General features: G+C 66.4%; 20 protein-coding genes and 6 tRNA genes. 10 read left to right on the forward strand and 16 right to left on the reverse strand.

The features are described 5' to 3' along the window. Positions 1-9 precede the first annotated feature (9 nt). Entirely contained in the window at positions 10-966 is a 957-nt protein-coding gene (locus ACTXG9_RS16635) for an SOS response-associated peptidase family protein (RefSeq protein ID WP_005417123.1), read from the reverse strand. Between the two features lie 76 nt (positions 967-1,042). On the opposite strand from ACTXG9_RS16635, the gene ACTXG9_RS16640 reads away from it, so the two are divergent. Then, complete coding sequence (locus ACTXG9_RS16640) at positions 1,043-1,459, forward strand: GNAT family N-acetyltransferase (protein WP_072167443.1); 417 nt, start codon at positions 1,043-1,045, stop codon at positions 1,457-1,459. A gap of 140 nt (positions 1,460-1,599) precedes the next feature. Here the strand turns inward: ACTXG9_RS16640 and ACTXG9_RS16645 are convergent. The 7 genes from ACTXG9_RS16645 to ACTXG9_RS16675 all read right to left on the reverse strand — a co-directional run bounded on the left by ACTXG9_RS16645 (position 1,600) and on the right by ACTXG9_RS16675 (position 2,937). Continuing rightward, positions 1,600-1,675 (reverse strand) — tRNA-Glu (locus ACTXG9_RS16645). Between the two features lie 47 nt (positions 1,676-1,722). Then, positions 1,723-1,798, reverse strand: a tRNA-Ala gene (locus ACTXG9_RS16650). 44 nt (positions 1,799-1,842) lie between these two features. Further along, positions 1,843-1,918, reverse strand: a tRNA-Glu gene (locus ACTXG9_RS16655). Positions 1,919-1,967: 49 nt separating this feature from the next. Further along, positions 1,968-2,043, reverse strand: a tRNA-Ala gene (locus ACTXG9_RS16660). 186 nt (positions 2,044-2,229) lie between these two features. Further along, positions 2,230-2,305 (reverse strand) — tRNA-Glu (locus ACTXG9_RS16665). 54 nt (positions 2,306-2,359) lie between these two features. Beyond that, positions 2,360-2,435 (reverse strand) — tRNA-Ala (locus ACTXG9_RS16670). A 103-nt stretch (positions 2,436-2,538) separates the two neighbouring features. Then, complete coding sequence (locus ACTXG9_RS16675) at positions 2,539-2,937, reverse strand: heavy metal-responsive transcriptional regulator (protein WP_111099246.1); 399 nt, start codon at positions 2,935-2,937, stop codon at positions 2,539-2,541. 184 nt (positions 2,938-3,121) lie between these two features. Between ACTXG9_RS16675 and ACTXG9_RS16680 the strand changes: the two genes are divergently transcribed. The 8 genes from ACTXG9_RS16680 (at position 3,122) to ACTXG9_RS16715 (ending at position 13,135) form a co-directional block, all read left to right on the forward strand. Beyond that, the gene (locus ACTXG9_RS16680) at positions 3,122-4,189 is read left to right on the forward strand and encodes a GlxA family transcriptional regulator (protein ID WP_019660248.1); all 1,068 of its coding nucleotides are present in this window, start codon (positions 3,122-3,124) and stop codon (positions 4,187-4,189) included. 80 nt (positions 4,190-4,269) lie between these two features. Then, positions 4,270-5,073 (forward strand): TlpA disulfide reductase family protein, encoded by an 804-nt coding sequence (locus ACTXG9_RS16685; RefSeq protein ID WP_021204509.1) that lies wholly within the window; start codon positions 4,270-4,272, stop codon positions 5,071-5,073. A gap of 30 nt (positions 5,074-5,103) precedes the next feature. Then, entirely contained in the window at positions 5,104-5,946 is an 843-nt protein-coding gene (gene dsbG / locus ACTXG9_RS16690; RefSeq protein WP_134730743.1) for a thiol:disulfide interchange protein DsbG, read from the forward strand. A gap of 513 nt (positions 5,947-6,459) precedes the next feature. Continuing rightward, complete coding sequence (locus tag ACTXG9_RS16695; RefSeq protein ID WP_180877637.1) at positions 6,460-7,908, forward strand: DcaP family trimeric outer membrane transporter; 1,449 nt, start codon at positions 6,460-6,462, stop codon at positions 7,906-7,908. 76 nt (positions 7,909-7,984) lie between these two features. After that, positions 7,985-9,337 carry an arginine/agmatine antiporter gene (adiC, locus tag ACTXG9_RS16700; protein WP_021204506.1) on the forward strand — a complete coding sequence of 451 codons (1,353 nt, stop codon included), beginning with the start codon at positions 7,985-7,987 and terminating at the stop codon, positions 9,335-9,337. A 20-nt stretch (positions 9,338-9,357) separates the two neighbouring features. Further along, the gene (locus ACTXG9_RS16705) at positions 9,358-11,646 is read left to right on the forward strand and encodes an Orn/Lys/Arg family decarboxylase (RefSeq protein ID WP_111102486.1); all 2,289 of its coding nucleotides are present in this window, start codon (positions 9,358-9,360) and stop codon (positions 11,644-11,646) included. A gap of 28 nt (positions 11,647-11,674) precedes the next feature. Next, the gene (locus ACTXG9_RS16710; RefSeq protein WP_111099243.1) at positions 11,675-12,577 is read left to right on the forward strand and encodes a cation diffusion facilitator family transporter; all 903 of its coding nucleotides are present in this window, start codon (positions 11,675-11,677) and stop codon (positions 12,575-12,577) included. A gap of 123 nt (positions 12,578-12,700) precedes the next feature. Then, on the forward strand, positions 12,701-13,135 hold the full coding sequence (locus tag ACTXG9_RS16715; RefSeq protein ID WP_019660241.1) for a RidA family protein: 435 nt from the start codon (positions 12,701-12,703) through the stop codon (positions 13,133-13,135). Here ACTXG9_RS16715 and ACTXG9_RS16720 read toward each other — a convergent pair. From ACTXG9_RS16720 to ACTXG9_RS16750, 7 genes are all read right to left on the reverse strand, one after another. Beyond that, entirely contained in the window at positions 13,132-13,845 is a 714-nt protein-coding gene (locus ACTXG9_RS16720; protein WP_134730737.1) for an energy transducer TonB family protein, read from the reverse strand. The two genes, ACTXG9_RS16715 and ACTXG9_RS16720, sit on opposite strands and share 4 nt — an antisense overlap. Beyond that, a complete protein-coding gene (locus tag ACTXG9_RS16725) occupies positions 13,838-14,638 on the reverse strand; it encodes a ChaN family lipoprotein (protein ID WP_111099241.1) in 801 nt (266 codons plus the stop codon). Before ACTXG9_RS16725 ends, ACTXG9_RS16720 begins: the two co-directional genes overlap by 8 nt. Further along, a complete protein-coding gene (locus tag ACTXG9_RS16730; RefSeq protein WP_111099240.1) occupies positions 14,625-17,096 on the reverse strand; it encodes a TonB-dependent receptor in 2,472 nt (823 codons plus the stop codon). Before ACTXG9_RS16730 ends, ACTXG9_RS16725 begins: the two co-directional genes overlap by 14 nt. A gap of 64 nt (positions 17,097-17,160) precedes the next feature. After that, entirely contained in the window at positions 17,161-18,087 is a 927-nt protein-coding gene (locus tag ACTXG9_RS16735) for a FecR family protein (RefSeq protein WP_111099239.1), read from the reverse strand. Further along, a complete protein-coding gene (locus ACTXG9_RS16740; RefSeq protein ID WP_134730729.1) occupies positions 18,084-18,593 on the reverse strand; it encodes an RNA polymerase sigma factor in 510 nt (169 codons plus the stop codon). The genes ACTXG9_RS16735 and ACTXG9_RS16740 overlap by 4 nt, the downstream gene beginning before the upstream one ends. 125 nt (positions 18,594-18,718) lie before the next feature. Continuing rightward, on the reverse strand, positions 18,719-19,225 hold the full coding sequence (locus tag ACTXG9_RS16745) for a hypothetical protein (RefSeq protein ID WP_021204503.1): 507 nt from the start codon (positions 19,223-19,225) through the stop codon (positions 18,719-18,721). A gap of 138 nt (positions 19,226-19,363) precedes the next feature. Then, the gene (locus tag ACTXG9_RS16750) at positions 19,364-20,377 is read right to left on the reverse strand and encodes a TIGR00266 family protein (RefSeq protein WP_111099286.1); all 1,014 of its coding nucleotides are present in this window, start codon (positions 20,375-20,377) and stop codon (positions 19,364-19,366) included. 159 nt (positions 20,378-20,536) lie between these two features. Between ACTXG9_RS16750 and ACTXG9_RS16755 the strand changes: the two genes are divergently transcribed. After that, positions 20,537-22,807: a TonB-dependent receptor gene (locus tag ACTXG9_RS16755; protein WP_021204631.1), complete on the forward strand. Its 2,271-nt coding sequence runs from the start codon at positions 20,537-20,539 to the stop codon at positions 22,805-22,807. 132 nt (positions 22,808-22,939) lie between these two features. Here the strand turns inward: ACTXG9_RS16755 and ACTXG9_RS16760 are convergent, their stop codons facing one another. Next, positions 22,940-23,779, reverse strand: coding sequence for an acid phosphatase (locus ACTXG9_RS16760; protein ID WP_100479105.1), 840 nt, complete (start codon positions 23,777-23,779; stop codon positions 22,940-22,942). Positions 23,780-23,922 lie beyond the last annotated feature (143 nt).

Raw genomic sequence — 23,922 nt, forward strand, 5'->3', positions numbered from 1 at the left:
GTCCGGCGCTCAGCCCGCTTCCTCGTACACGTAACGGATCTCCTCGCGGTCGTCGAGGATGCGGTACTGGCGCGCCAGGTCATCCGGTTCGGGGTTGAGCCAGGCGTCGAGGTGTTCCTTGCGGATCGGCACTACGCCGCGGTCATGCCCGGCAGCGGCGACGTCGCTGGGCGGTGCGTCGGTGATCGTGGCAAACGACAGCAGGCGGCCTTCCGGTCCTTCCCATTCTGCCCAGAGGCAGGCCAGCAGCAGGTCGCGGGGCGGATCGGGACGGAATTCGAGCACCACGTCCTGTTCCTTTTCGTCGGCACCGAGGGTGCGGCCGGCGATGGCGTGGCGGGGCACGTGCTCGTAGAACGCCTGTACCACCACCACGCCATGGCGCAGTCCGAACGCACCCCGCCAGTAACCTTCCAGGCTGTCGCGCCGCGCATTGTAGGTGCCGGGGTAAAGCACGTCGTTGCGCGCCGGCTTGTCCGGCAGCCGGCACTGGTAGCGCATCGGCCTGATCACGCGCTGGCCGTTCTCGCTGACCATCACCGGTGCGTAGGTGCCGGGGAAAATGCGGTTGTCACGCGGCAGCAGCTGTACCCGATGCAGGTCTTCCAGCCGGGCCTGTGCGCGCTCGATGCGGTTGCCGGCCACGCGCAGGTCGTTGCGCGCCTTCTGCGTGGGCCGGGTGGCCAGCGTGGCATGGGCAATATCGCGTCGTTCGCGTTGCCGGGCCAGTTCGGCCTCCAGTGCCTGTTGCTCCTGCGCATGCCATTGCTGGATCTTCGCCACGATGTCCCGCCCCTGTTCGGTACGCGCACCGGCGAATCCGTCATCCATCGCCTTCGGGGTCTTCGGCCGCTTCTTGCCCGGATCGTGTGCGTACAGCTCGGCGAAGTCCTCCAGCGACAGGATGGCGCCGAACTCGCGTACCAGTTTGGCGTAGTCAGCGCGGATCAGGGCGGAATAGCACATGGGACTCTGTGGGCCTGGGTCGCAGCGGCTGCGACGTGGATGCGGCAGGATAGCCCGACCCATCCGGAGATGCCGCATGAATGATTCCATCACCTGCCAGTTCCGCGAAGCCGTACCCACGGTCGAGGACTACTGCCAGTTGCGCGTGCTCGCAGGCCTCAGCGCCAAGTCCCGCGAAGCAGCCGCCCGCGCACTGCCCAATACGTTGTTCGGCGTGTGCGCTTACCAGGGTGCAGAACTTGTGGCGATGGGCCGTATCGTCGGCGATGGCGGCTGCCACCTGCAGGTCTGTGATATCGCGGTGCTGCCGCGTTTGCAGGGGCAGGGCCTGGGCAAGGAAGTGATGCGGCGGCTGGACGGCTGGATGCAGGCCAACCTGCCGCCGTCGGCGTACGTCAGCCTGCTGGCCGATGGCGAGGCGCATCGGCTGTATGCGCAGTTTGGTTTCGAACCGACTGCACCGGCATCGATCGGGATGTATCGGCGGTTCTGAGCCGTGGGCGGGGTGAAGCCATCCACGCATGGCGTGGATCTACCCGGGCCCTGCAGTAGATCCACGCCATGCGTGGATAGGGCCTTCCCAGGAATCACAGGCAAAGAAAAACCCCGGCCGAAGCCGGGGTTTTCAAGAATTGGCGTCCCCACGGGGATTCGAACCCCGGTCGCCACCGTGAAAGGGTGATGTCCTAGGCCTCTAGACGATGGGGACGCACGAAAACTTCAAGTTGTAGATCCTTCGACGGCCTAATGTCGAAGTGGTGGAGCCAAGCGGGATCGAACCGCTGACCTCCTGCATGCCATGCAGGCGCTCTCCCAGCTGAGCTATGGCCCCATGAAACTCTGGATATCTGCCAGGAGCAGAGTCCGTTTTGAAACTGGCGTCCCCACGGGGATTCGAACCCCGGTCGCCACCGTGAAAGGGTGATGTCCTAGGCCTCTAGACGATGGGGACGCACGAAAAACTTCAAGTTGTAGAACTTTCGACGGCCTAATGTCGAAAGTGGTGGAGCCAAGCGGGATCGAACCGCTGACCTCCTGCATGCCATGCAGGCGCTCTCCCAGCTGAGCTATGGCCCCGTGTTACCGAGCCGCCTATCATACCTGCGTGTTCACGTTTGTGGAAGCTTTTTTCGAACTTTTTTTCGTCCCGGTTCAACCTTTGCCACCAAGGGCAGGGGAACCGCAACGCCACAACCTGAATGCCGGTAGGCGGTGAACAAAAAAGACCCGGTTATCGGCCGGGTCCTCGTTGTTCGTGATGAGTGGCGTCCCCACGGGGATTCGAACCCCGGTCGCCACCGTGAAAGGGTGATGTCCTAGGCCTCTAGACGATGGGGACGCAATTCTCATCAATGTTCTTTAGCGACCTTTCGACGGCCTAATGCCGAAAGATTGGTGGAGCCAAGCGGGATCGAACCGCTGACCTCCTGCATGCCATGCAGGCGCTCTCCCAGCTGAGCTATGGCCCCACGTCGCTGAGGAGCGAAATAATAGCCTTGCCCCAGAGGGTTGGCAAGCATTTGTTGCACTTTTCTTCACGCGCGTTGCGAAGGGAACGACGATCACACGTACTCAGTCGGCGCCGTCGGTCAGCGCCGCCAGGATTGGGCACTGATCCAGGGTGCCGTGGCCGGGGCAGGCGTCGACCAGCTGCGAAAGTGCGGTGTGCATGCGTTGCAGCTCCGTCATTCGCTGTGAGATGTCCTGCAGGCGTGCCTGCGCGGTATCGCGCACGCTGGCCATGTCCTGTGAGTGGTGATCGCTCAGTGCGAGCAGATCGCCGATCTCTTCCAGGCTGAAGCCCAGTGCCTTGGCGCGGCGGATGAATCGCAGCCGGCGCAGGTCCTGCTCGCCGAAGATGCGGTAACCGCCCGCCGAGCGGGCAGCGGTCGGCAGCAGCTGCTGCCGTTCGTAGTAGCGCACCGTATCGATCGGCACGCCCGCCTGGCGGGCCAGTTGTCCAATGTTCATGGCGGATTCCTGCGGATGCTGCCGGTCATTTTGAAGGATGGAGTCTGGTCGAGAGTCAAGGCTGGGTCCGGGGGCGCGCATTCAGGGCACTTTGCAACTTTCTTCATAGCCCCGCCGCTGGCCCAGTTCCTACCCTTCGCCTGAACCGGCCGTTCGATGGCCTGCAACGAAGCGAGGAGGGGCTGTGGAAGGATTCAGGAACGAAGGATTCGTCGAGATCGCGGTGGTCGAGTACCCCGGAGGTGATCCGTCCGCCGCCTCCGTTCTGGCCGAAATGGCGCACGTTGCCAATCGCCTGGCCCAGCAGCAGCGTCGGCCGTTCAAGCGGGTGCTGGTCACCCGCTGGATCGTGCCGGCCAGCCAGACCGGTGTGCATCGTATTGCCGGTGCGGAAATGCTTGATGCGGCCATTCCGGCCGTGATTGCGGTTCCCGGCCAGATCAGTGCCGGCGCGTGCCTGCGCGCGGACGAGGTCCTGCTGGACTGGCTGCGCGCACACTACGACGGCGGCAGCCTGCTGGCCGCTGCCAGTGATGGCGTCAGCGTGCTCGCACGGGCAGGGTTGCTGGCGGGACGCACGGTCAGTGGCCCCGATCTGGGGCGCCATCCAGGCCTGCTGGCGCAGGCAGCGAGCTGGGTGCCGAGCGAGCGGGCACTGGTGGATGACGGCGACCTGCTGACGGTCGGTGGGGTCCAGGCCTGGCGCTTCCTGGGGCTGCGCCTGCTGTACCGGCTGCATGGGCAGGGCGTGGCCAGCGCGGTCGCGCAGCAACTGGGCATCACCGTGCCCGCCACGATCCAGCAGGATCTTGAACGCTTCAGTGCCAACTTCGCACATGGCGATCGTGATGTGTTGAAGGCGCAGCGCTGGCTGCACACCACGGCCGCACGCGGCGCCACGCTTGCCGCGATCTGCGAGGTTTCCGGGCTGGAGCCGCGCACGCTGCAGCGGCGGTTCCTCAAGGCCACCGGCCTGCGGCCGATCGAATACTGCCAACGGCTGCGCATCGCCAAGGCCCAGACCCTGTTGCAGCAGGGAGCAGGCATCGACGAGGTGGCCTGGGGCGTCGGCTACGCTGACCAGAGTGCTTTCCGCAGGTTGTTTCTACGCATCGTGGGCATGACGCCAGCCAACTATCGGCGTCACGTCAACAGCAAGCGCCGCGAGCGGCCGTTGATGCCATCGGTGGCGGGCAGCCTGCGTGGGCTGCAATCGCCGTCGGTGATGCAACACGGGCGAAGCGCGGCCTGACGGCGCCAACATCGTCGCGCTTGCAACCGGGGCGCGACACTTCGACCATGCAGTCAGTGGACGATTGAACAGGTGGTTTGATGTCGAGCGTTGGGCCGGTGCCGATGCCGGTGGTGTTGATTCTCGCGTGCGTTTTGCTGGCGATGGCTGTGGCTCGCCTGTGGTCACGCAGGAAGGACGGCATGCCGCTGCCTTCTGCACCCAGCATGGTTCTGGACATGTTGCTGGTCGGCCTGCTGTGCGGCCGCATCAGTTTCGTAGCCTTGAACTTCACGCTGTACCGCGAGGCGCCGTGGGGCATTCTGCAGATTGCCGATGGCGGTTATCACCTGGTGATCGTCCTGGTTGCGGGATTGGCATGGGGGCTGTGGCGACTACGCCCGTGGCGGGCGTTACGCATGCCCGTGCTGGGCGCGTCGTTGGCGGGGGTGCTGCTGTGGGCGGGTGGCAGCCAACTGCTGTCCGCATGGCAGGCGCGGCAGATGCCCCTGCCAGCAGTGCAGGTTGCTGACCTGGAGGGGGGCAGGGTTGATCTGCAGCAGTTCCGTGGCAAGCCACTGGTGTTGAACCTCTGGGCCAGCTGGTGTGGTCCCTGCCGACGCGAGATGCCGGTATTGGCAGCCGCGCAGGAGGCGCATGCGGAGGTGCAGTTCGTGTTCCTCAATCAGGGTGAAACCCTCGACGAGGTCCAGGGTTTTGTTGCGCGCGAACGCCTTATGCTGGACAACGTATTGCTGGACGGCGACGCTGCGGCTTCTACGGCGCTGGGCGTGCAGGCCTATCCCTCGACCCTGTTCTTCGACGCGGAAGGGCGCCTGCGAGAGCTGCACCTCGGCGAACTGACGGCAGCCGGTCTTGAACACAAACTGCGTCGGCTGCGGTAGCCTGCGCGGGCATCTCACTACGGAGTTCCCATGTTGTCGACTTCCCTGCGCGCCGCCCCCGCGGTGCTGTTGCTGCCGGTCCTGCTGGCATTGGCCGCCTGCAGCCAGGCACAGACGCCGCCGGGCAAGAGCGCTGCGCCACCGGCCGCGAGCGCCGCAGCTGCTGCCAACAAGGGCGACCGCCCTGCGGTGCTGAAGGGCATCGAGAAGCACGGTTTCGAGGTCGTTGCCGAGTTCGATGCCCCCGAAGGCCTGCGGGGCTTCGCTGGCGTGGTCGGTGGCCAGCAGCCGGCGGCGGCCTATGTCACTGCCGATGGCAAGCACGTACTGGTCGGCAGTCTGTTCGACGCGGAAGGCAATGATGTAGCCGCAGAGGCGGTTGAGAAGCTGGTCGCCTCGCCGATGTCCGCCAGGATGTGGAGCAAGCTGGAAGCCAGCGCGTGGGTGCCTGACGGCAAGGCCGATGCGCCACGCGTGGTCTACACCTTCAGCGATGCCAATTGCCCTTACTGCCACAAATTCTGGGAGGCGGCGCGTCCGTGGGTGGATGCAGGCAAGGTACAACTGCGCCACATCATGGTCGGCGTCATCCGTGAGGACAGTCCGGCCAAGGCGGCAGCGATCCTCTCCGCGCGTGACCCGAGCGCGGCCCTGCTTCAGAACGAGCACCAGTTCGACCGTGGCGGCATCAAGGCCCTGCCGAGCATCAGCCGCGACATCGCGGGCAAGCTCGACGCCAACCAGGTGCTGATGGTCGAGATGGGGTTCCAGGGCACGCCGGGTATCCTGTTCCAGGATGCGCAGGGCCAGGTGCAGCGCCGCGCCGGTCTGCCGCAGGGGGATGACCTGCAGACGGTGCTCGGCCCGCGCTGATCTGAGCCTGCATCATGATGTCGACCACAGGCCCGCATGGTGACGTGCGGGCCTGTTGCGTTCCAAGCCCCAGGCGAACACAACTGCTTGCGCATGGGCTGTTCGTCGTCACGGCTGAATCGTGACTGAGATCAAACATCACGCCTTGATTCCAATCAAGGCCAAAAACGACATGCGGACTAGCCTGTGACGCATGGAATACAGCGTCAACGCGCCATGGATGCCGCGCCGCGGCTGCCCGGATGCGGGCAGGTCGGCACAGCCATTCACGACACTCTCACTCCCTGATTGTTACCCAGACTGCTGCGGTCGCCATCTCTCTGGCTGCGCGGCCTTGATGGAAGCGACATGGATAGAGGCAGGGCAGTGTCATTGTCCTGTTGTCTGCCGCGTGCAGGCTGACTGGTGTCGTCGACGCAGTACCCGCATTTCCAGCAACGGCAACGCGAGGCCAGGGCGGCGCATGCGTGCGCTCCGGAACCGTGATGCGAGTGTTCGTCCGGGGAGGATGCAATGCGTATGGCGGTACTGAATCTGGCATGTCTTGGGGCACTGGCGGTCATGCCGGCGTACGCGCAACAGGGTGATGAGCAGGATGCGCAGGCACTGCGGCGTGAGATTGCCGCCATGCGCCAGGCGCTGGAAGGCATGCAGCAGCGGTTGGATCGGCTGGAGCAGCGGGATCATGCGCCTGTCCAGGCGCAGCCGCAGGCACAGGCGAAGCCCGGAGCGTTATCTTTCGCCCCCACAGCGGCCACGACGGGGGTGATCCATCCCACCCAGGTGCCGGGTGTCGCCCAGCCCGTATTGCCACAACGCGATTCGGTCGCCGATCCATCCACGGCGGCATCGCGACCGGACAGTGCCGCGGGCCCAACCGATCCCGATCTGAAGGGGTTCTTTGCCATTCCCGGCACTGATACGGTGATCCGCATCGGCGGCTATGCCAAGTTGGATGCCATCGCGGATTCCCGCGCAGCCGGTGACGAGGACCAGTTCATTCCTTCGTCGATGCCGGTCGGTGGCAGCCACCGTGACGTGTCCAACTTCAACATCCACGCCAAGCAGACCCGCTTCAGTTTCGAGGCGCGGCGCCCGACCACGCACGGCAACCTCCGCTTCTACCTGGAAAACGACTTCTTCGGCAGCAGCGATGGCTACGAATTCCGCCTGCGTCACGCCTATGGCCAGCTCGGCAACACCTATGCCGGCTATGGCTATTCCAGTTTCATGGATCCGGACAGCCTGCCCGACACGCTGGATTTCGCTGGTCCAGGCGGCGCGGGCTATCTGCTGGTGGCCGGCATCCACCATAGCTTTGCGCTGGGCAAGGGCAACACCCTGACCGTCGCCGCCGAAGATCCGAAGACCGAACTTGCCGGTGCCAGCGAAGAGCGCGCTGCAGTGAACCGTCTGCCGGACGTGACCGTCACTGCGCGCATGGAACGCGACTGGGGCCACCTGCAACTGGGCGCAGTGGCACGCAGCCTGGCATACGACGGTGACAACGAGCGCGACCGGCGCATGGCTGGCGGCGTGCAGTTGAGCGGCTCGGCGTCGGTGGGCGAGCGCGACCTGCTGTTGTTCGGTGCGCTGGGAGGGCGCGGTCTCAGCCGCTATACCGCCGACCTGACCGGCTCCGGGCTGGACGCGGTGGTCGGTGCCGATGGCCGCCTCGACGCGTTGGACCTGCACGGCGGCTTCGTCGGCTATACCCACTACTGGTCCGAGCTGTGGCGATCGAACCTGATCTTCGGCCAGTTGACCCTGGAGCGGAATGCCGCACTGGCGGCCGATGCCTTCCGGCAGAGCCGGTACGGCGTATTCAACCTGATCTGGAGCCCCGCGCCGTCGTGGACGATGGGCATGGAGCTGCTGTACGGCCGCCTGGAACAGCAGGGCGGCGCACGCGGCGACACGGTCCGGGTGCAGGGCAGCCTGCAATACAACTTCATCAAATAGGCGCCAGCGGTCGTAAGCCAGCGCAACCGTCCCCACGCCCGGTGCTGCCGGGCTCATGCCAGTACCGGAGATCGTCATGGCAGAAGCAAAGAAAATCGGGGTGGTCGGAGCCACCTTCCTCGTCGCCGGCAACATGATGGGCTCAGGCGTGTTCCTGCTGCCGTCCAGCCTGGCCAAGATCGGTACCGCCTCGATCTGGGGCTGGCTGATCACCACTGCCGGTGCGCTGCTGCTGGCCTTCGTGTTCGCCAAGCTGGGCAAGCTCGCCCCAAAGGCGGGCGGTCCCTATGCCTACGCGCGCGACTGGTTCGGGCCGTACATGGGCTTCCAGACCAACACCATCTACTGGTTCGCCAACTGGATCGGCAACGTCGCCATCCCGATCGCGGCGGTGGGCTATTTCAGCTATTTCTTCCCGATCCTGTCCGAGCCACTGGTGCGTTGCATCGCGGTGCTGGTGCTGGTGTGGGCACTGAGCTTTGCCAACGTGATCGGCCCGGCCTTCGTCAGCCGCGTGCAGACGGTCACCACCAGCTTTGCGTTGGTGCCGATCCTGGGCATCGCAATTTTCGGCTGGTTCTTCTTCGATGCCGACATCTTCAAGGGCGCCTACAACGTGTCTGGCGAGTCGAACTTCGGTGCGATCTCGAGCGCCGCGGCACTGACCCTGTGGGCCTTCATCGGCGTCGAGTCTGCATCGGTGACTGCCGGTGTGGTCGAAAATCCGGAGAAGAACGTCGCCCGCGCGACGCTGGCCGGCGTGTTCCTGGCTGCCATTGCCTACATCGCCAGTTCCTCGGTAATCATGGGCATGGTGCCGAACGCGGAACTGCAGGTGTCCGACGCACCGTTCGCGTTGGCCGCGGCCAAGGCCGTCGGCGGCTGGGGCGGTGCACTGGTCAGCCTGTGCGCGTTCATCGGCGCGGCCGGTTCGCTGGGTGGCTGGATCCTGCTGACCGCGCAGAGTGCCAAGGCGGCCTCCGATGATGGCCTGTTCCCGAGCATCTTCAGCAAGACCAACAAGGACGACGTGCCGGTCAAGGGCGTGCTGATCGTGGCCGTGCTGATGACCCTGGCAGTGCTGGTCACCTCCACCTCGGAAACCGCATCGGCCCAGTTCGACGTGATCACGTCGGCGGCGGTGGTGCTGACCCTGCTGCCCTACATCTACTCGTGCGTGGCCTGCTACTTCGTGGTCGAGCGCTCGCACACCCTGGTCCACACCGGTGCGTTCTGGACGCTCACCAGCCTGACCGTCGTGTACTGCCTGTGGGCGATCTACGGCTCGTCGGGAACCATCGTGCAGTACGCCTTCCTGTTCGTGCTGTTCATCACCGTGTTCTATCCCTTCTTCAGCGAGGAGCGCCGCCAGCAGCGGCAGCGCGCCCGCGAGGCATCGGCCATCAGCGCCGGCGCCCGGCATTCCTGAGTTCGACAAGGAGAATCGACGTGTACTTCAAGTCCCTGGACTATCCGGTCATTGTCATCGACAACGACTACGAGTCGCCGCGCATCGGCGGCATCCTGATCCGTGCGCTGGTGGAAGAGCTGCGCAGCAATGACCAGCGCGTGCTGTGCGGGCTGAACCTGGATGATGCCCGGGCCGGCGCCCGCACCTACGTGGCGGCCTCGGCGGTGCTGATCTCGATCGACGGCAGTGAAGAGGTGGATGGCGAGTTCCAGCGCCTGACCGCTTTCCTGCGCGAGCAGAGCGCGCGCCGCGCCAACCTGCCGGTGTTCCTGTACGGCGAGCGCCGCACCATCGAGAAGGTGCCGAGCAAGCTGCTCAAATACATCCACGGCTTCATCTTCCTGTTCGAAGACACCAAGAGCTTCATCTCGCGGCAGGTGATGCGCGCGGCCGAAGACTACATGAAGAACCTGCTGCCCCCGTTCTTCAAGGCGTTGATCCACCATGCGGCCGAGTCGAACTACTCCTGGCACACGCCGGGCCATGCCGGCGGTGTGGCGTTCACCAAGTCACCGGTGGGCCGTGCATTCCACCAGTTCTACGGTGAGAACACCCTGCGCAGCGATCTGTCGATCTCGGTGCCGGAGCTGGGCTCACTGCTGGATCACACCGGCCCGATCAAGGATGCCGAGGAAGAGGCGGCGCGCAACTTCGGTGCCGACCATACCTTCTTCGTCACCAATGGCACCTCCACCGCCAACAAGATCGTCTGGCATGGCACGGTGGCGCGCGGCGACGTGGTGTTCGTCGACCGCAACTGCCACAAGTCGCTGCTGCATGCGTTGATCATGACCGGCGCGGTACCGGTGTACTTCACCCCCAGCCGCAATGCACACGGCATCATTGGCCCGATCAGCCTGGATCAGTTCACGCCGGAATCGTTGCAGCAGCGCATCGCCGCCAATCCGCTGGCCAGCAAGGCCTATCAGGCTGGCTCCAAGCCGCGCATCGCGGTGGTGACCAACTCGACCTACGACGGCCTGTGCTACAACGCCGAGAAGATTGCCGACGAAATCGGCAGCGCGGTCGACTTCCTGCATTTCGACGAAGCCTGGTACGCCTACGCCGCGTTCCATCCTTTCTACGAGAACCACTACGGCATGGCCAAGGGCAAGCCGCGTGAGCAGGATGCGATCATCTTCACCACGCATTCGACCCACAAGCTGCTGGCGGCGTTCTCGCAGGCGTCGATGATCCACGTGCGCAACTCGGCGCAACGGAACCTGGATGCCGAGCGCTTCAACGAGTCGTTCATGATGCATACCTCGACCAGCCCGCATTACGGGGTGATCGCCGCCTGTGACGTGGCCTCGAAGATGATGGAAGGCGATGCCGGCCGCTCGCTGGTGCAGGAAATGCATGACGAGGCGATTGCCTTCCGCCGCGCGATGCTGCATGTCCGCGATGACCTGGGGCGCGACGACTGGTGGTTCAGCGTATGGCAGCCGACCAGGCTCGAGCGCAGTCTGGACAAGGGCGATACGCCGGCGCCGATGGTGGCCAAGCGCGAAGAGTGGTACCTGCAACCGGACGCACACTGGCACGGCTTCGAGAACCTGGTCGACGACTATGTGCTGATCGACCCGATCAAGGTGACCCTGCTGACCCCAGGCCTGGCGATGGACGGCAGCATGGGCAAGCTGGGCATCCCTGCGGCGGTGCTGAGCAAGTTCCTGTGGGGCCGCGGCATTACCGTGGAGAAGACCAACCTGTACTCGGTGCTGTTCCTGTTCTCGATGGGCATCACCAAGGGCAAGTGGAGCACCCTGGTCACCGAACTGATGGCATTCAAGGAACTGTATGACCGCAACGCGCCGCTGAGCCAGGCACTGCCCACGCTGGCGGCTGATTATCCGAACGCGTACGCCGGTTGGGGCCTGCGCGACCTGTGCGACGCGCTTCATTCGTTCAACCAGGAATTCGCCGTGGCCAAGGTGATGCGCGAGATGTACGTGGATCTGCCGACACCGGTGATGACCCCAGCCGACGCCTACAACCACCTGGTGAAGGGCGAGATCGAGCGGGTCGATATCGAGCAGATCAGTGGCCGTATTGCGGCGACCATGCTGGTTCCGTACCCGCCGGGCATCCCGACCATCATGCCGGGCGAGCGCTTTGGCGACAGCGATGAGCCGATCATCCAGTCGCTGCGCATCGCCCGTGAGCAGAATGCCCGCTTTCCGGGCTTCGAGTCGGACGTGCACGGGCTCATCATCGAGAACGACGGCGATGTGACCTCGTACAAGGTGGAGGTACTGAAGGCCTGACCGGCGACGGTCGGCCCTTCGGCGAACGATGGATACCGCGCGCGAGCAACGCATCCTGAAGTTCTCGATCGGGGTCACCATCGCGGTCAGCGTGGTCGGCTTCAGCGGTGGCCTGCTGGTGGGATCGCAGGCCATCCTGTTCGACGGCGTGTACAGCCTCGTCGACGTTGCGTTGACCCTGGTGTCGCTGTCGGTACTGCGGCTGGTAGCGCGGGAGCAGAGCCCGCGCTTCCAGTACGGCTATTGGCATCTTGAGCCGATGGTCGAGGCGCTGGGCGGGGTGATCCTGTCGCTGGCCTGCGTGTACGCGCTGGCCAACGCGGTGATCGGCTTGACCACGGGCGGGCACGAGGTGAGATTCGGGCCCGCGCTGTGGTGGGCGGCATTGCTGAGTGCCAGCAACCTGGCGATGGCCGCGTTCGTCGCGCAGCGTGCGCGGCGCCTGCGCTCGGCGTTGTTATGGCTGGATGTGCGTGGCTGGCTGCTCGGCGGGCTGATGAGCCTGGCGGTGGTGCTGGCCTTCGTGCTGGCCTTGGCCCTGCATGGTGGTGAGTGGCACCACTGGGTGCCGTATCTGGATTCGATCGTGCTGGCGTTGATCAGCCTGGCGGTATTGCCGGTCCCGGCGCGCAGCGCGTGGAAGGCCATGCGTGAAGTGCTGCAGGTTGCGCCGGACGATCTGGACCGGCGCGTGCAGCAGGTGATGCAGGCGTTCGTGGCCGAGCGTGGCTACCTCGGTTTCACCAGCCACGTGGCGAAGATGGGGCGGATGCGCTTCATCGAGATCCATGTGCTGGCTGATCCGGCCACGCCGCTCGGTTCAGTGGGGGAGGTCGATGCGATGCGCGACGAGATCGCCGTGCGGCTGGATGCGCGGGGCAGCACGTTCTGGCTGACCATCGATTTCACTGCCGATCCGGCGTGGACGTGAGCCGGGATCTACACGTGGGCGCGATCGTTGCGCGTGGCGGACCGGTCTGTTGCACCGGATCTGTTTGACCTGAACCAATGTTGAGGTCGCAGACTGCCTCGCATCCCCCACGAGGCGCGCGGCATGAACCTGTTGACCACCCCGGGCCTCGGCCATGGCCTGCTGGAACTGTTCAATCCTGCGGGGCTTTACGATCCTTCGGCCAACGGCTACTCGCACGTGGCGGTGGTGCGCCTGCCCGCGCGGGTGATCCATATTGCCGGGCAGGGCGGTGAGGATGCCAATGGCCATCTCTCCCCCGGTTTCGAGGAACAGGTCGGGCAAGCGCTGGACAACCTGGAGATCGCGCTGCGGTCGGCGCAGGCAAGCCTGGCCGATGTCGCACGGTTGCGCATCCTGGTGGTGGACCACGACGAAGACCGGCTGGGCATCATCGCCCATCAGGTGCGGCGGCGCTGGCCGAACCGCTCGGCGCCCACCTGCACGCTGATCCCGGTGCCGCGGCTGGCGCTGGACGGCATGCTGTTCGAGATCGAGGCGGAGGCTTATGCCGCCTAGCGCAGGTAGTACTCCACCGGCACCACCAGCTCCTGCGGTGCCTTCAGTTCATCGGGAATGGGCGGCAGCGGCTGCGCGCGACGGAAGGTCTGCAGCGCGGCGTCATCGAGCATCGGCTGGCCACTGGACTGCTCCAGCCGCAGCGCCAGCAGGCGACCTTCGCGGTCGATGCTGGCCCTGACCCACGCAGTGCCCTGCTGCCGGCGCGAGCGCGCGGCGGCAGGGTAGTAGCGGTAACGCTCCAGCCGCGCCATCAGGCGGGCTTCCCACTGGTCGCTGGCGGCGCCGGCCTGGAAGTCTGCCGGTGGCGCGTCTGGAGCGGGCGGCGCGGCCGTGATCGATGCCGGTGCGGGACTTGCATCGGTCGCGGCCGCAGGCGGGGCGACTGGCAGTGGCTGGCGGCCCGTCCCACCCGTTTCGCTGGCGGCCAGCTCTCCCTCGCGTGCCGCCGTAGGCTTGGGTGGCGGCGGCGACTTCGTGGGCTGCGAGGCGCGGGCCTGCTGCGCCTGGCTGGGGGTCTCGGCCTGGCGTTCCTCCACCGGTTGCGGCGGCGTGGCCGGTTCCAGCAGGCGCAGGCTGATGCGCACGTCCTGCTCGGGCGGCGGCAGCAATGGCGGCATCGCGACCCAGTGCACCAACAGCAGCAGTGGCAGCAGATGCAGGACGACGGTGATCGCGATCGCCTGCCAGTGTTGGCCACGCTCACTCATCGTCCAGCACCCACAGCAGATCGGCATCAGCTGCATCGACGGTTTCACCCGGTGAAGCCAATGCGATCACCAGCGCAGGCGTATCCTGTGACAGGTAGCCCGGTACCCCGGTACCGCGCAGTACATGCCAGCGACCTGCTACCAGCAGCGCTGGCGCGGGCGCATCGAGCAGCACCCGCGCCATGCGCGTATCGCGGGCCTGTTGCACGGCCAGCATCCCTTCCAGCATCGGTGCCGCGTCTGCGTGCTGGGCCAGCACCACCGCCGACAGGCGCTGGCGGGCAGCGGCCACCGGGAATCGCACGCCCTCGGTCGAGGTCAGCAGCGCGTTGACCTCGGCACGCGACAGGTTTCCGCCGAACAACGGCGTGCCTGCATCGGCAGCCTCCCGTACCAGCCCGCCATACGCGGCCCACGGCCAGCGCGTATCCCAGTCCAGCAGTTCCCGCAGGCGTGCACCTTCGGCCTGGTTGCCCTTGGCCAGCCAGCGCTGCACCCGCTGCAGGCGTGGCTGGCGCTGGCTGGCGATCATTTCCAGCACCAGTGAACCTTGCGGGCGCTGCCGCTGCAGGGCCTGCAGCAGCCAGCGCTGGGCGGCGTGGTCTCCGGCGAGATCATGGCGTTCACCCAGCAACAGCCGCTGGGCGTCCGCCGCGCGTGTCACGAATGCGGCTTCGTCCAGGTGCTGGCCAGTGGCCAGGTCGATCACTGTGCCGGGCACCGGCTGCGCGCCAGCCACCGCGGCCAGCGCGAGCAGGCATACGGGCAGCCAGCGACGGCTAGAACGCCACATTGACGCCCATCGAAACGGTGCGGCCACGGCCGTTGCCGCGGTCCAGGATCGGGCTGAAGATGCTGTCGATCGAGGCATTGTTGTCATAGGCCTTGTTCTGCAGGTTTTCGATGTTCAGCCACAGCGTGGTGTTGGCCTGGGGCTTGAAGCTCGCGTAGAAGTCCAGCAGCACGCCGGTGCCGCCGGTCTTGCGGGTCTGGAAGAAGTCGTAGCCTTCCTCGGTCGGCCCGGAGTACTCGGCGCGCAGGCCGGCCTGCACGCGCTGCTGCCACCAGCGGCCGCCCACGTCCAGCGTCCAGTAGCGGTCGGGCAGGGAGGTGATGTCTTCCAGGTTGACGAACTCGATGGCCGGCGCACTGGTGTGCGAGCGGGTCCAGCTGAGCGTGGTGTGGTAGTGCTCGCTGGCGTAATGCGCTTCCAGTTCGATACCGCGCATGCGCACCACGCCGGGGTGGTTCATCCAGCGCGTGGTGGTGCTGAAGTCGTCCACGTCCAGTGCATCGGTCCAGGCAGTGAGTTGCGGATCGCCGTCGATCGGCACCACGAACGGTTGCACTTCCGGCGGATGCACGATCAGCAGGTACTGCGGCTTGATGTAGTCGCGGATGCGGTTGTCGAAGCGGGTGACCCGCAGCTGCGCCAGGTCGCCGTCGACCAGCAGCGAGGAGGCGCTGAGGTTGGCGCCGAACTGCAGGTTGCGCGATCGCTCACGGCGCAGGAACGGGTTGGCGCCAACGCCATCGGCATCACTCATGCCTTCCAGCGGGATCTTCTCGAAGAACATCTCCTGCACGCGCGGCGGACGCGACGTCCGCGAGACCTCGGCGAACAGCTGCAGCCAGTCAGTGGCCTGCAGTGAAACCGCCAGGCTCGGGCTGAGTGCGCGCTCGCTGCGCCGCACGTCGATGTCGCCGCCATTGATCTCCGCGCACTGGCCGGGTACATCCGAGCACACCGGGATGTGGCCACGGATGCCGAAGCGGTCCTGGCGCAGGCCGGCAGTCAGCGCGTAGATGTCGTACTGCAGTTCCAGCGTGCTGAACACGCTGTCCAGCTGGCTGCGACCCTGCGGGTTGGCACCGCGCAGGATGGGCGTATCGGCCACATAGATGTCCGACTGGTGCTTGATGCCGGTGTTCCAGCGCGCCTGCAGTGCGCCGATGTCGAAGCGACTGGTGTTGTCGACGGTCCAGCTGCTCAGGCTGCTGTGGGTGCGGCGGCCGATGTAGCTTGAATCTTCCACCGGCGGATAGAACAGCCGGGTCTTGTTGCTCGCGAAGGTCGCACGCAGGTCGATCCATGGCGAATAGGGCGTGTACTGGTAGCTGGCGCGCTGGTTGCGCGCGGAAATCTGCCACGGGTAGTTGTGGTAGAAGTCGTTTTCGTAACGCATGTGGCTCAGGTCGAGCCGATGCTGGTCGCTGGGCTGCAGGCGTGCTTTCAGCAGCCAGCTGCTGGGCTGCTGGCTGCCGGGGTCGGCGCTGTTCTTCTGCCCACGCGCGGTCGCGTATTCGCTGCTGCGGCTGCTGCTGGCGGCGGCCAGCAGGCCGAACTGACGGTCGCCACCTTCTTCGCTGTGGCGCCATGCACCGGCGAAGGTGCGGCCGCTGCCATAGCCGTTGTTGCCATGGCGATAGCCGGCGCGCAGGCCCCAGTCACGGCCCTCACCCAGCAGATCGTCGATATCCAGGGTGCGGAAGTTGGCACTGCCGGCCAGCGTACCAGCGCCGTCACCGCCAGCGACCGCACCGCGCTGCACGTCCACACCGGCCAGCAGGAAGGGATCGACATAGGCGAACGGACCGCCCGAACCATGCCCGGCATTGTTGCGGAAGGTCTGGGTGACACCGTCGATCATGGTGTTGACCCGGCCGGCACCGGTCATGCCGCGGATGTTGACCTGCAGGCCCGGCTGGCTGCGCGAATGGAAGCTGTGGGTGCCGGGCATCGAGCGCAGCAGGCTGTTGCCTTCCTGGCGTTCGGCCATCGCCACGCGCTCGCTGCCGACCGAGGGCGCAAAGCCATCGCGGGTGGCCGGTACATACTGGCTGGCGCCGCCCCCCGGTGCCTGGCCGTGCGCGGTAGTGCCCTGCACCCGCAGCGGGCCGGTGCGACGGCTGCCATCGGCGCGTTCAGCCGGCGCCGGTTCCAGGGCGGCGCGGCGCGCATCGACGAAGCGCGGTCGCAGGCCGCTGCCTGCCAGCAGGCGCGACAGGGCCTGCGCATCGTCGAAGTCACCGCGCAGAGCAGGGGCCGAATGCCCGGCAGGCAGCGCCGCGCCTATCACCAGGTCGACACCGGTCAGCCGGCTGTAGGCGTCCAGCGCGGCCGCCAGCGGCTGGGCGGGCAGATCGTAGGTGCGTGTGGCGGTCTGTGCGTGGGCACTGCCGGGCAGCAGCGGAAGGGCGCTGGTGCAGGCCAGCGACAGGGCGAGGACAAGGGGGCGGGGGCACAGCATCGGGGGCTCCAGGGGCTGACGCAGAGCGTCGTCATCCTGGGTAGACGCAGCCGCAGGCCGGATGTCAGGGTCCATCACGCCGTTCCCGGCGTGGCGGCAGCCACACCTGTATCCCCGCGCCGAGGTGCAGCACGCGCACCTGCAACTGAGTGGCCAACTGGTCGCGGTTGCTGGCTGCACCGTCGGCACTGCCAAGCAGGGTGACCGGCTGCTGGCGCAGCTGCTCGCCGACGACCCACGTGTGCCCACCGTGCCAGCGGTCCAGGCCCTGCGTGACGTCGGCCAGCGGGGCCGAGGCCCAGTGCAGGCGCCGCTCGCGCCAGGCCAGTGTTCCGGGGGCGGTGGTTGTTGCATGGGCTGTTGACTGCCCATCGAAGCGCAGCTGCTCGCCGTCGTCGGCCAGCATGCTGACGTTGCCGCTGTCCACGCGCACGCGATGCTCGGTAACGGTGACCACACTGCTGTTGCCCTGCACGGCAAGATCGAATGCGGTCCCCAGTGCAGTGACGGTGCCCTGTGGGGTATGCACCTGGAAGGGCCGGTCGGCATCGGCGGCGACCTGGAACCAGGCCTGGCCGTGCTGCAGCTGGAGCTGGCGGCGCTGCCCATCGATGCGCACCTTCACTTCGCTGCCAGGTGACAGCAGGACATGCGAACCATCCGGAAGAGTTTCCTCGCGGATCTCGCCAGCGGCCGTACGCAGTACCTGTGCCACGGGTGGCGAGGCATGGCGGCTGTAGAGACCCAGCGCGCACAGCAACAGAACCGCAATGCCGGCTTCGCGCAGGCGACGGCGTTGCCTGCGCTGCTGTTGCCGCTGCAGGCTGGGCGTCGCCGCACCGGCCTGCCACAACTCCTGCAGGTGCAGGTACTGCGCCGCATGGCGTGGATCGGCCCGGCACCATTGCTCGAACGCGTTCTCATCGCGGTCGCCGTCGTGCGCATCCAGCCACCAGCGTGCAGCTTCGCGTGCAATGGTCTCCTGGCTCATGCGCCCGGCACCTGCTGCAACGCGACCAGGGCGCGCAGCAGATGGCCGTGCGCGGTCTGCCGGCTGATCCCCAGCTGGCGCCCGATCTCGGCCAGCGCCAACTGTTCCACACGGGCCAGCAGGAACACCTGGCGCGAGCGTGGTGGCAGCGCGGCGATGATCGCGTCGAGGTGGCGCAGTTGTTCGGCGTCGAGCAGTCGCTGCTCGGGCAGCGGCGCAGGATCGGCGATGGCATTCAACTGCGTGTCATCCAGCACCTCTTCGCGACGGCGCTGGCGTTGCCGGTAGTGATCGGCGATCAGGTTGTGGGCGACGCGGTACAGGTAGGCGCGGCCATTGCTCAGCAGGCCACTGGCGGCGATTCTGACGACGCGCAGCCAGGTCTCCTGGACGACATCATCGGCGTCGCTGCGTTGCGGGAGTTTACGGCGGACATGGGCGTGCAGCGGCTGGTAGTGGGCCGCGCACAGCTGCGCGACATCCGTCGGTTCGACAGGCGTGGACACGGGGCGGGCGACAACTGGGAAAGGGAACAGCCCGCGGCGGCAAGGGCAGCGGCTACACCTTACAGTAAAAGAGAAGCATTTGCATCCGTGAGCACAAGGCACGGCATGCGTGGCCGACTGCGAGGTCAGCGCGGACGATAATCGCAGTGGATCTGCAGGGCTTCGGTGGGGTTGTGATGCAGCTCGAAACCGCAGTGCTGGAGGCTGCGCTTCACCCGGGCGATCGCTTCGGCATGGCGGGCGGTGCGACGCTGCTGCCAGCGCGGCGGGGTGAACACGCCCAGTGGCAGCAGCCGCAGCCGCTTGCCGTGCAATACCACTGAGACATCGATATGACGGCCATCGATGTCGTGGCCGTTGGCGCCGAAGATGGCATCGACTTCATCATGGCGCTGCGGATAGCAGGCGCGGAACACCGCGATGCCGAGCCAACGCACGCCACGACGGAAGCCGCCGAGCCGGCTGTGGCTGGGTTCGAAGCCGCGCGTGACGAGCAGGCCCAGCCCGGCAGGCAGCAATGCCTGCGCGTCGAGCAAACGTTGCAGCACTTCTTCTTCCAGCTGGATGCGGGTAGAGGGCCAGCGCGGTGCGATGAGCAGTCCGTGGTGGCTGCCGCGTTGCAGGGTCAGCATGGGTGAAGCTTCGCACGCGGGCGAACAGCCGGGGTAGTGCCGGCCGCTGGCCGGCAAATCTGTTGCCCGTCGGGTGCCGGCCAGCGGCCGGCACCCTCGTGAAACAGCCGGCCAGCGGCCGGCACTACCGCGAGGCGGTCAGAACCGGTTGTCGCCGTCCAGCATCCGGCCCAGGCCGCCCAGCACCGAGCCTTCGCCGCGGTTCTGGCCGCCGCCCTGCGGCGCGGCCATCCACATGCGGCCGGCCAGGCGCGAGAACGGCAGCGACTGCAGCCAGACCTTGCCCGGACCGGTCAGCGTGGCCAGGAACACGCCTTCGCCGCCGAACAGCATGCTCTTGATGCCGGCAACACGGCGCACGTCCATGTCCACCGTCGGGTGATACGCCACCACGCAGCCGGTATCCACGTCCAGGCGTTCACCGGCAGCCAGCTCGCGCTCGACCACGCAGCCGCCGGCGTGGATGAACACCCAGCCGTCGCCCTCCAGCTTCTGCATGATGAAGCCCTCGCCGCCGAACAGGCCGGTCATGATCCTGCGCTGGAACTGCACGCCGATCTGCACGCCGCGCGCGCCGGCCAGGAAACTGTCCTTCTGGCAGACCAGGCGGCCGCCGTGCTGGTCCAGCTTCATCGCCAGCACCGTGCCCGGGTAGGGCGCGGCGAAGGCGACCTTGCCCTTGCCGTGGCCGCTCTGGGTGTAGACGGTGGCGAACAGGCTCTCGCCGGTCAGCACGCGCTTGCCGGCGGCCATCACCTTGCCCATGAAGCCGCCGCCCTGGTCGCCGTTGGCGGCGCCGAACACCGTGTCCATCTGTACCGTGGCGTCCTTGAACATCAATGCGCCGGCCTCGGCAATGGCGCTCTCGCCGGGGTCGAGCTCGATCTCCACGAACTGCATTTCATGGCCGACGATGCGGAATTCGATGTCGTCGGCGCGGCCGCTGGCGGAGGGGACCGGCGGCGGGCTGTTCGGCATGCCCGGGGCCGCAGATTGCAGCTCCGGCACCTCGGCAATCGAGGTCCATCCGCTCATGCCCTGGCACCAGGCCAGCGCGCGCGGGTTGGCCCGCGCATAACGGCGCGCAGCCTGGTCATCAAGCGGGCCGATACGCTCGGCCTGGGCGGAGGCATGGAAATACCACTGGGTCATCGCGGCGGCTCCGCAGGGCTGGAAACCCCCGAGTCTAGCGAGGGCGCCCGGGCCGGGGCGACAGGCCCATGAACGGCGGGCATTTGCGGGGCAGGTGCTGTATTGCAACAATTATCTGGTAGCGCCGTTTTACCACCCCTCCAAACACAGCCTACCGCCATGTCCCCGACCCGTACTTCCCGTGGCCGCCTTCCGGTCGCGCGCCCCCTCGTTGCCGCTCTTTCCGCCCTGCTGCCGCTGGTTGCGGCCGCCCAGGAAACTCCCGCTGCCAAGGATCCGGTTGCCCTCGATGCCCTGCAGGTGACCGCGCAGCGGCGCGTCGAGAACGCCAAGGACGTACCGGTCGCACTGAGCGCGATCCAGGGCGAGAAGCTGGATGTGCTCGGCTCGGCCGGCGATGACATCCGCTTCCTGGCCGCACGCGTGCCCAGCCTCAACATCGAGTCGTCCTACGGCCGCGCCTTCCCGCGCTTCTACATCCGTGGCCTGGGCAACACCGATTTCGACCTCAATGCTTCGCAGCCGGTGTCGCTGGTGTATGACGATGTGGTGCAAGAAAGCCCGCTGCTGAAGGGCTTCCCGCTGTTCGACCTGGCCAACGTGGAAGTGCTGCGTGGCCCGCAGGGCACGCTGTTCGGCCGCAACACCCCGGCCGGCGTGGTCAAGTTCGATTCGGCGCGTCCCTCGCAGGATGCCGACGGTTACGTGCGCGTGGGCTACGGCAGCTACAACAGCTGGAACGTGCAGGGCGCCTACGGCGGCCCGCTGACCGACCGCTGGTCGGCACGCGTCTCGGCCATCTACCAGCGCCGCGACGACTGGGTCGACAACACCCGCGCCGGTGCGCCCAACAGTGGCTTCGAAGGCTATGACGAAGCCGCCGGCCGCGTGCAGTTCCTGTACGAAGGCGACGACTTCGAAGCACTGTTCAACCTGCACAAGCGCAAGCTCAACGGCACCGCGCGCCTGTTCCGCGCCAACATCATCCAGAAGGGCGGCAATTCGCTGGTCGAGAACTTCGACCGCGACAAGGTGGCCAACGACGGCGTCAACTTCTCCGACCTGGAGACCTGGGGCGGCAGCGCGCGCCTGCAGTGGAACCTCGGTTCGGTGACCCTGCATTCGATCACCGGTTATGAAACCGCCGAGTCGCTCAACCGTGGCGACATCGACGGTGGCTACGGTGCGGCCTTCCTCGGTGCCGGCAACTACGGTCCGGGCCTGATTCCGTTCTCGTCGGAGTCGGCCGACGGCCTGCCGCACCACCGCCAGTGGACGCAGGAAGTGCGCATCGAGTCCAACGAATGGGGCCGCTTCGACTGGCAGGCCGGCGTCTTCTACTTCGATGAAGACGTGACCATCAACAACTTCAACTACGACTCGCTGACCCCGGGCAATCCGCAGACCGGCCACGTGGTGCAGAACCAGCGCAACAAGGCGTGGGCGGTGTTCGCTTCGGGCGACTTCGATGTCACCGACCGCTTCAAGCTGCGTGCCGGCGTGCGCTATACCCAGGACAAGAAGGACTTCAGCGCCAGCGTGCTGCAGGCCGTTCCGTTCGGCACCCCGGTCAGCGGCCCGTACCTGGCCAACACCGACGTCAACGACGTCAGCTGGGACGTCAGCGGCGTGTACAAGCTGACCGACGACATCAACGCCTACGCCCGCGTCGCCAAGGGCTTCCGCGCGCCGTCGATCCAGGGCCGCCTGGCCTTTGCGCCGGGCCTGTCGCAGGCCGATTCGGAGAAGGTCATCTCGTACGAGGCCGGCATCAAGGCCGACCTGTTCGAGCGCCGCGCGCGCCTGGGCCTGAGCGTGTTCCGCTACAACGTTGACGGCCAGCAGCTGATCGCCGTGGGCGGTGCCAACAACACCGCCACCCTGCTCAACGCCGACAAGACCATCGGCCAGGGCGTGGAACTGGACCTGGAAGCCTACCTGGCCGACAACGTCCTGCTGACCTTCGGCAGCAGCTACAACGACACCGAGATCAAGGACAAGAACCTTGCGGTGGCGATCTGCGGCGGTGGCTGCACCATCAACGACCCGACCACGGTCATCAACGGCGGCACCTATGCGCTGGTGAACGGCAACCCGCTGCCGCAGGCGCCGAAATGGATCCACAACGCGACCCTGCGCGTGGGCTTCCCGCTCAGCGATGGCAGCGAGCTGTACGCCTACACCGACTGGGCCTACCGCAGCGCGGTGAACTTCTTCATCTACGAGTCGCCGGAATTCCGCGGCCGCAGTTCGCTGGAAGGCGGCCTGCGCCTGGGCTACAACTGGGATTACGGCCAGTACGACGTGGCGGTGTTCGGTCGCAACCTGACCAACCAGACCCGCGTGGTCGGCGCGATCGACTTCAACAACCTGACCGGCTTCCTCAACGAGCCGCGTACCTGGGGCGTGGAGTTCACCGCGAAGTTCTGATGCGGTGGTTGCGTTGATGCAATGCAGAAGGGCCGGCGCACTGCCGGCCCTTCTGTTTCCTGCTTCGTGTAGAGCCGAGCCTGCGCTCGGCTGCTCTGAGCCGAGCATGGCTCGGCTCTACAGAGGCGTGGCCTACAGCGCGCTCTGCGGGCGCACCTTCAGCACCGCATTCTCGGTGGCGCAGTCGCGGCTGGAGTGCCGACCGGCCTTGCGCGCCGCCTCGATCTCCTTGCGTGCGGCCAGCAGGTCCTTGTTGAACGCCGCGTTGTCATGCAGGCGGGCGACGGCGGTGGCGCCCATGAAGCGGCCTTCGAGGATGTCGCTCTGCCAGTGCACGTTGCACACCAGGCGGCTCTCGCCGTAGTTGCGGCCGCGGGCCTGGATGGCATCGGCGCGGTCCGGCGCGATCTCCGACAGGATCAGTGCCCAGGCCCAGCCGATCGAGGTGTGGCCGGATGGATAGGAACCATTCTTGCGCAGGCCATCCTCGTCCTTCGGCGAGCAGGTCGGCTCACCGTTGACCATGAACGGGCGGGGGCGCTGGTAGTGGTTCTTGGCCGCCTTGGTGGCGGCGCTGGCGTCGATCCGGCTGCGCTCCAGCAGTCGATACAGCGCCGGAGTCTTCACCGCATCGATGTCGATGTCGGCGGCGCAGGAGAAGTGGTTTGCACCTTCGGGGAAGCCAAGTTCCGCATCGACGCCGGCCTGGGCGAAGCGCGGGCTGCCACGCAGCGCGCGGGCTTCACGGCTGACCTGTTCGTCCAGGGCGAGGGCGGCTGAACCGGCCACCGGCGGTGCCGGCACCAGATCGAGGCTGGCCGGAACAGCGCTCTTGTCCAGATAGCCCACCGCCTTGGTGGTGATGTTGGCTTCGACGGCGGTCGGCTTGGTGGCCGAGGCAGCACAGCCGGCCAGGGCCACGGCAACGGCGAGGCCGAGCAGCGGGCGGGCGGGGTGGGAAATCAACGACATGGACGGCTCCGGAGGAAAAACATCGCGTCATGATCGCAGCCCGTATGCGGCACCGCAGTGGCCATCGGTCATACGGCCAGACCCGGCATGGTCATCACAGGAGATGAAGAACGTCATCGAAGCGTGCCAGTCTGCTGAATCCG

The sequence above is a fragment of the Stenotrophomonas maltophilia group sp. LNF247 genome (genome assembly GCF_054083135.1).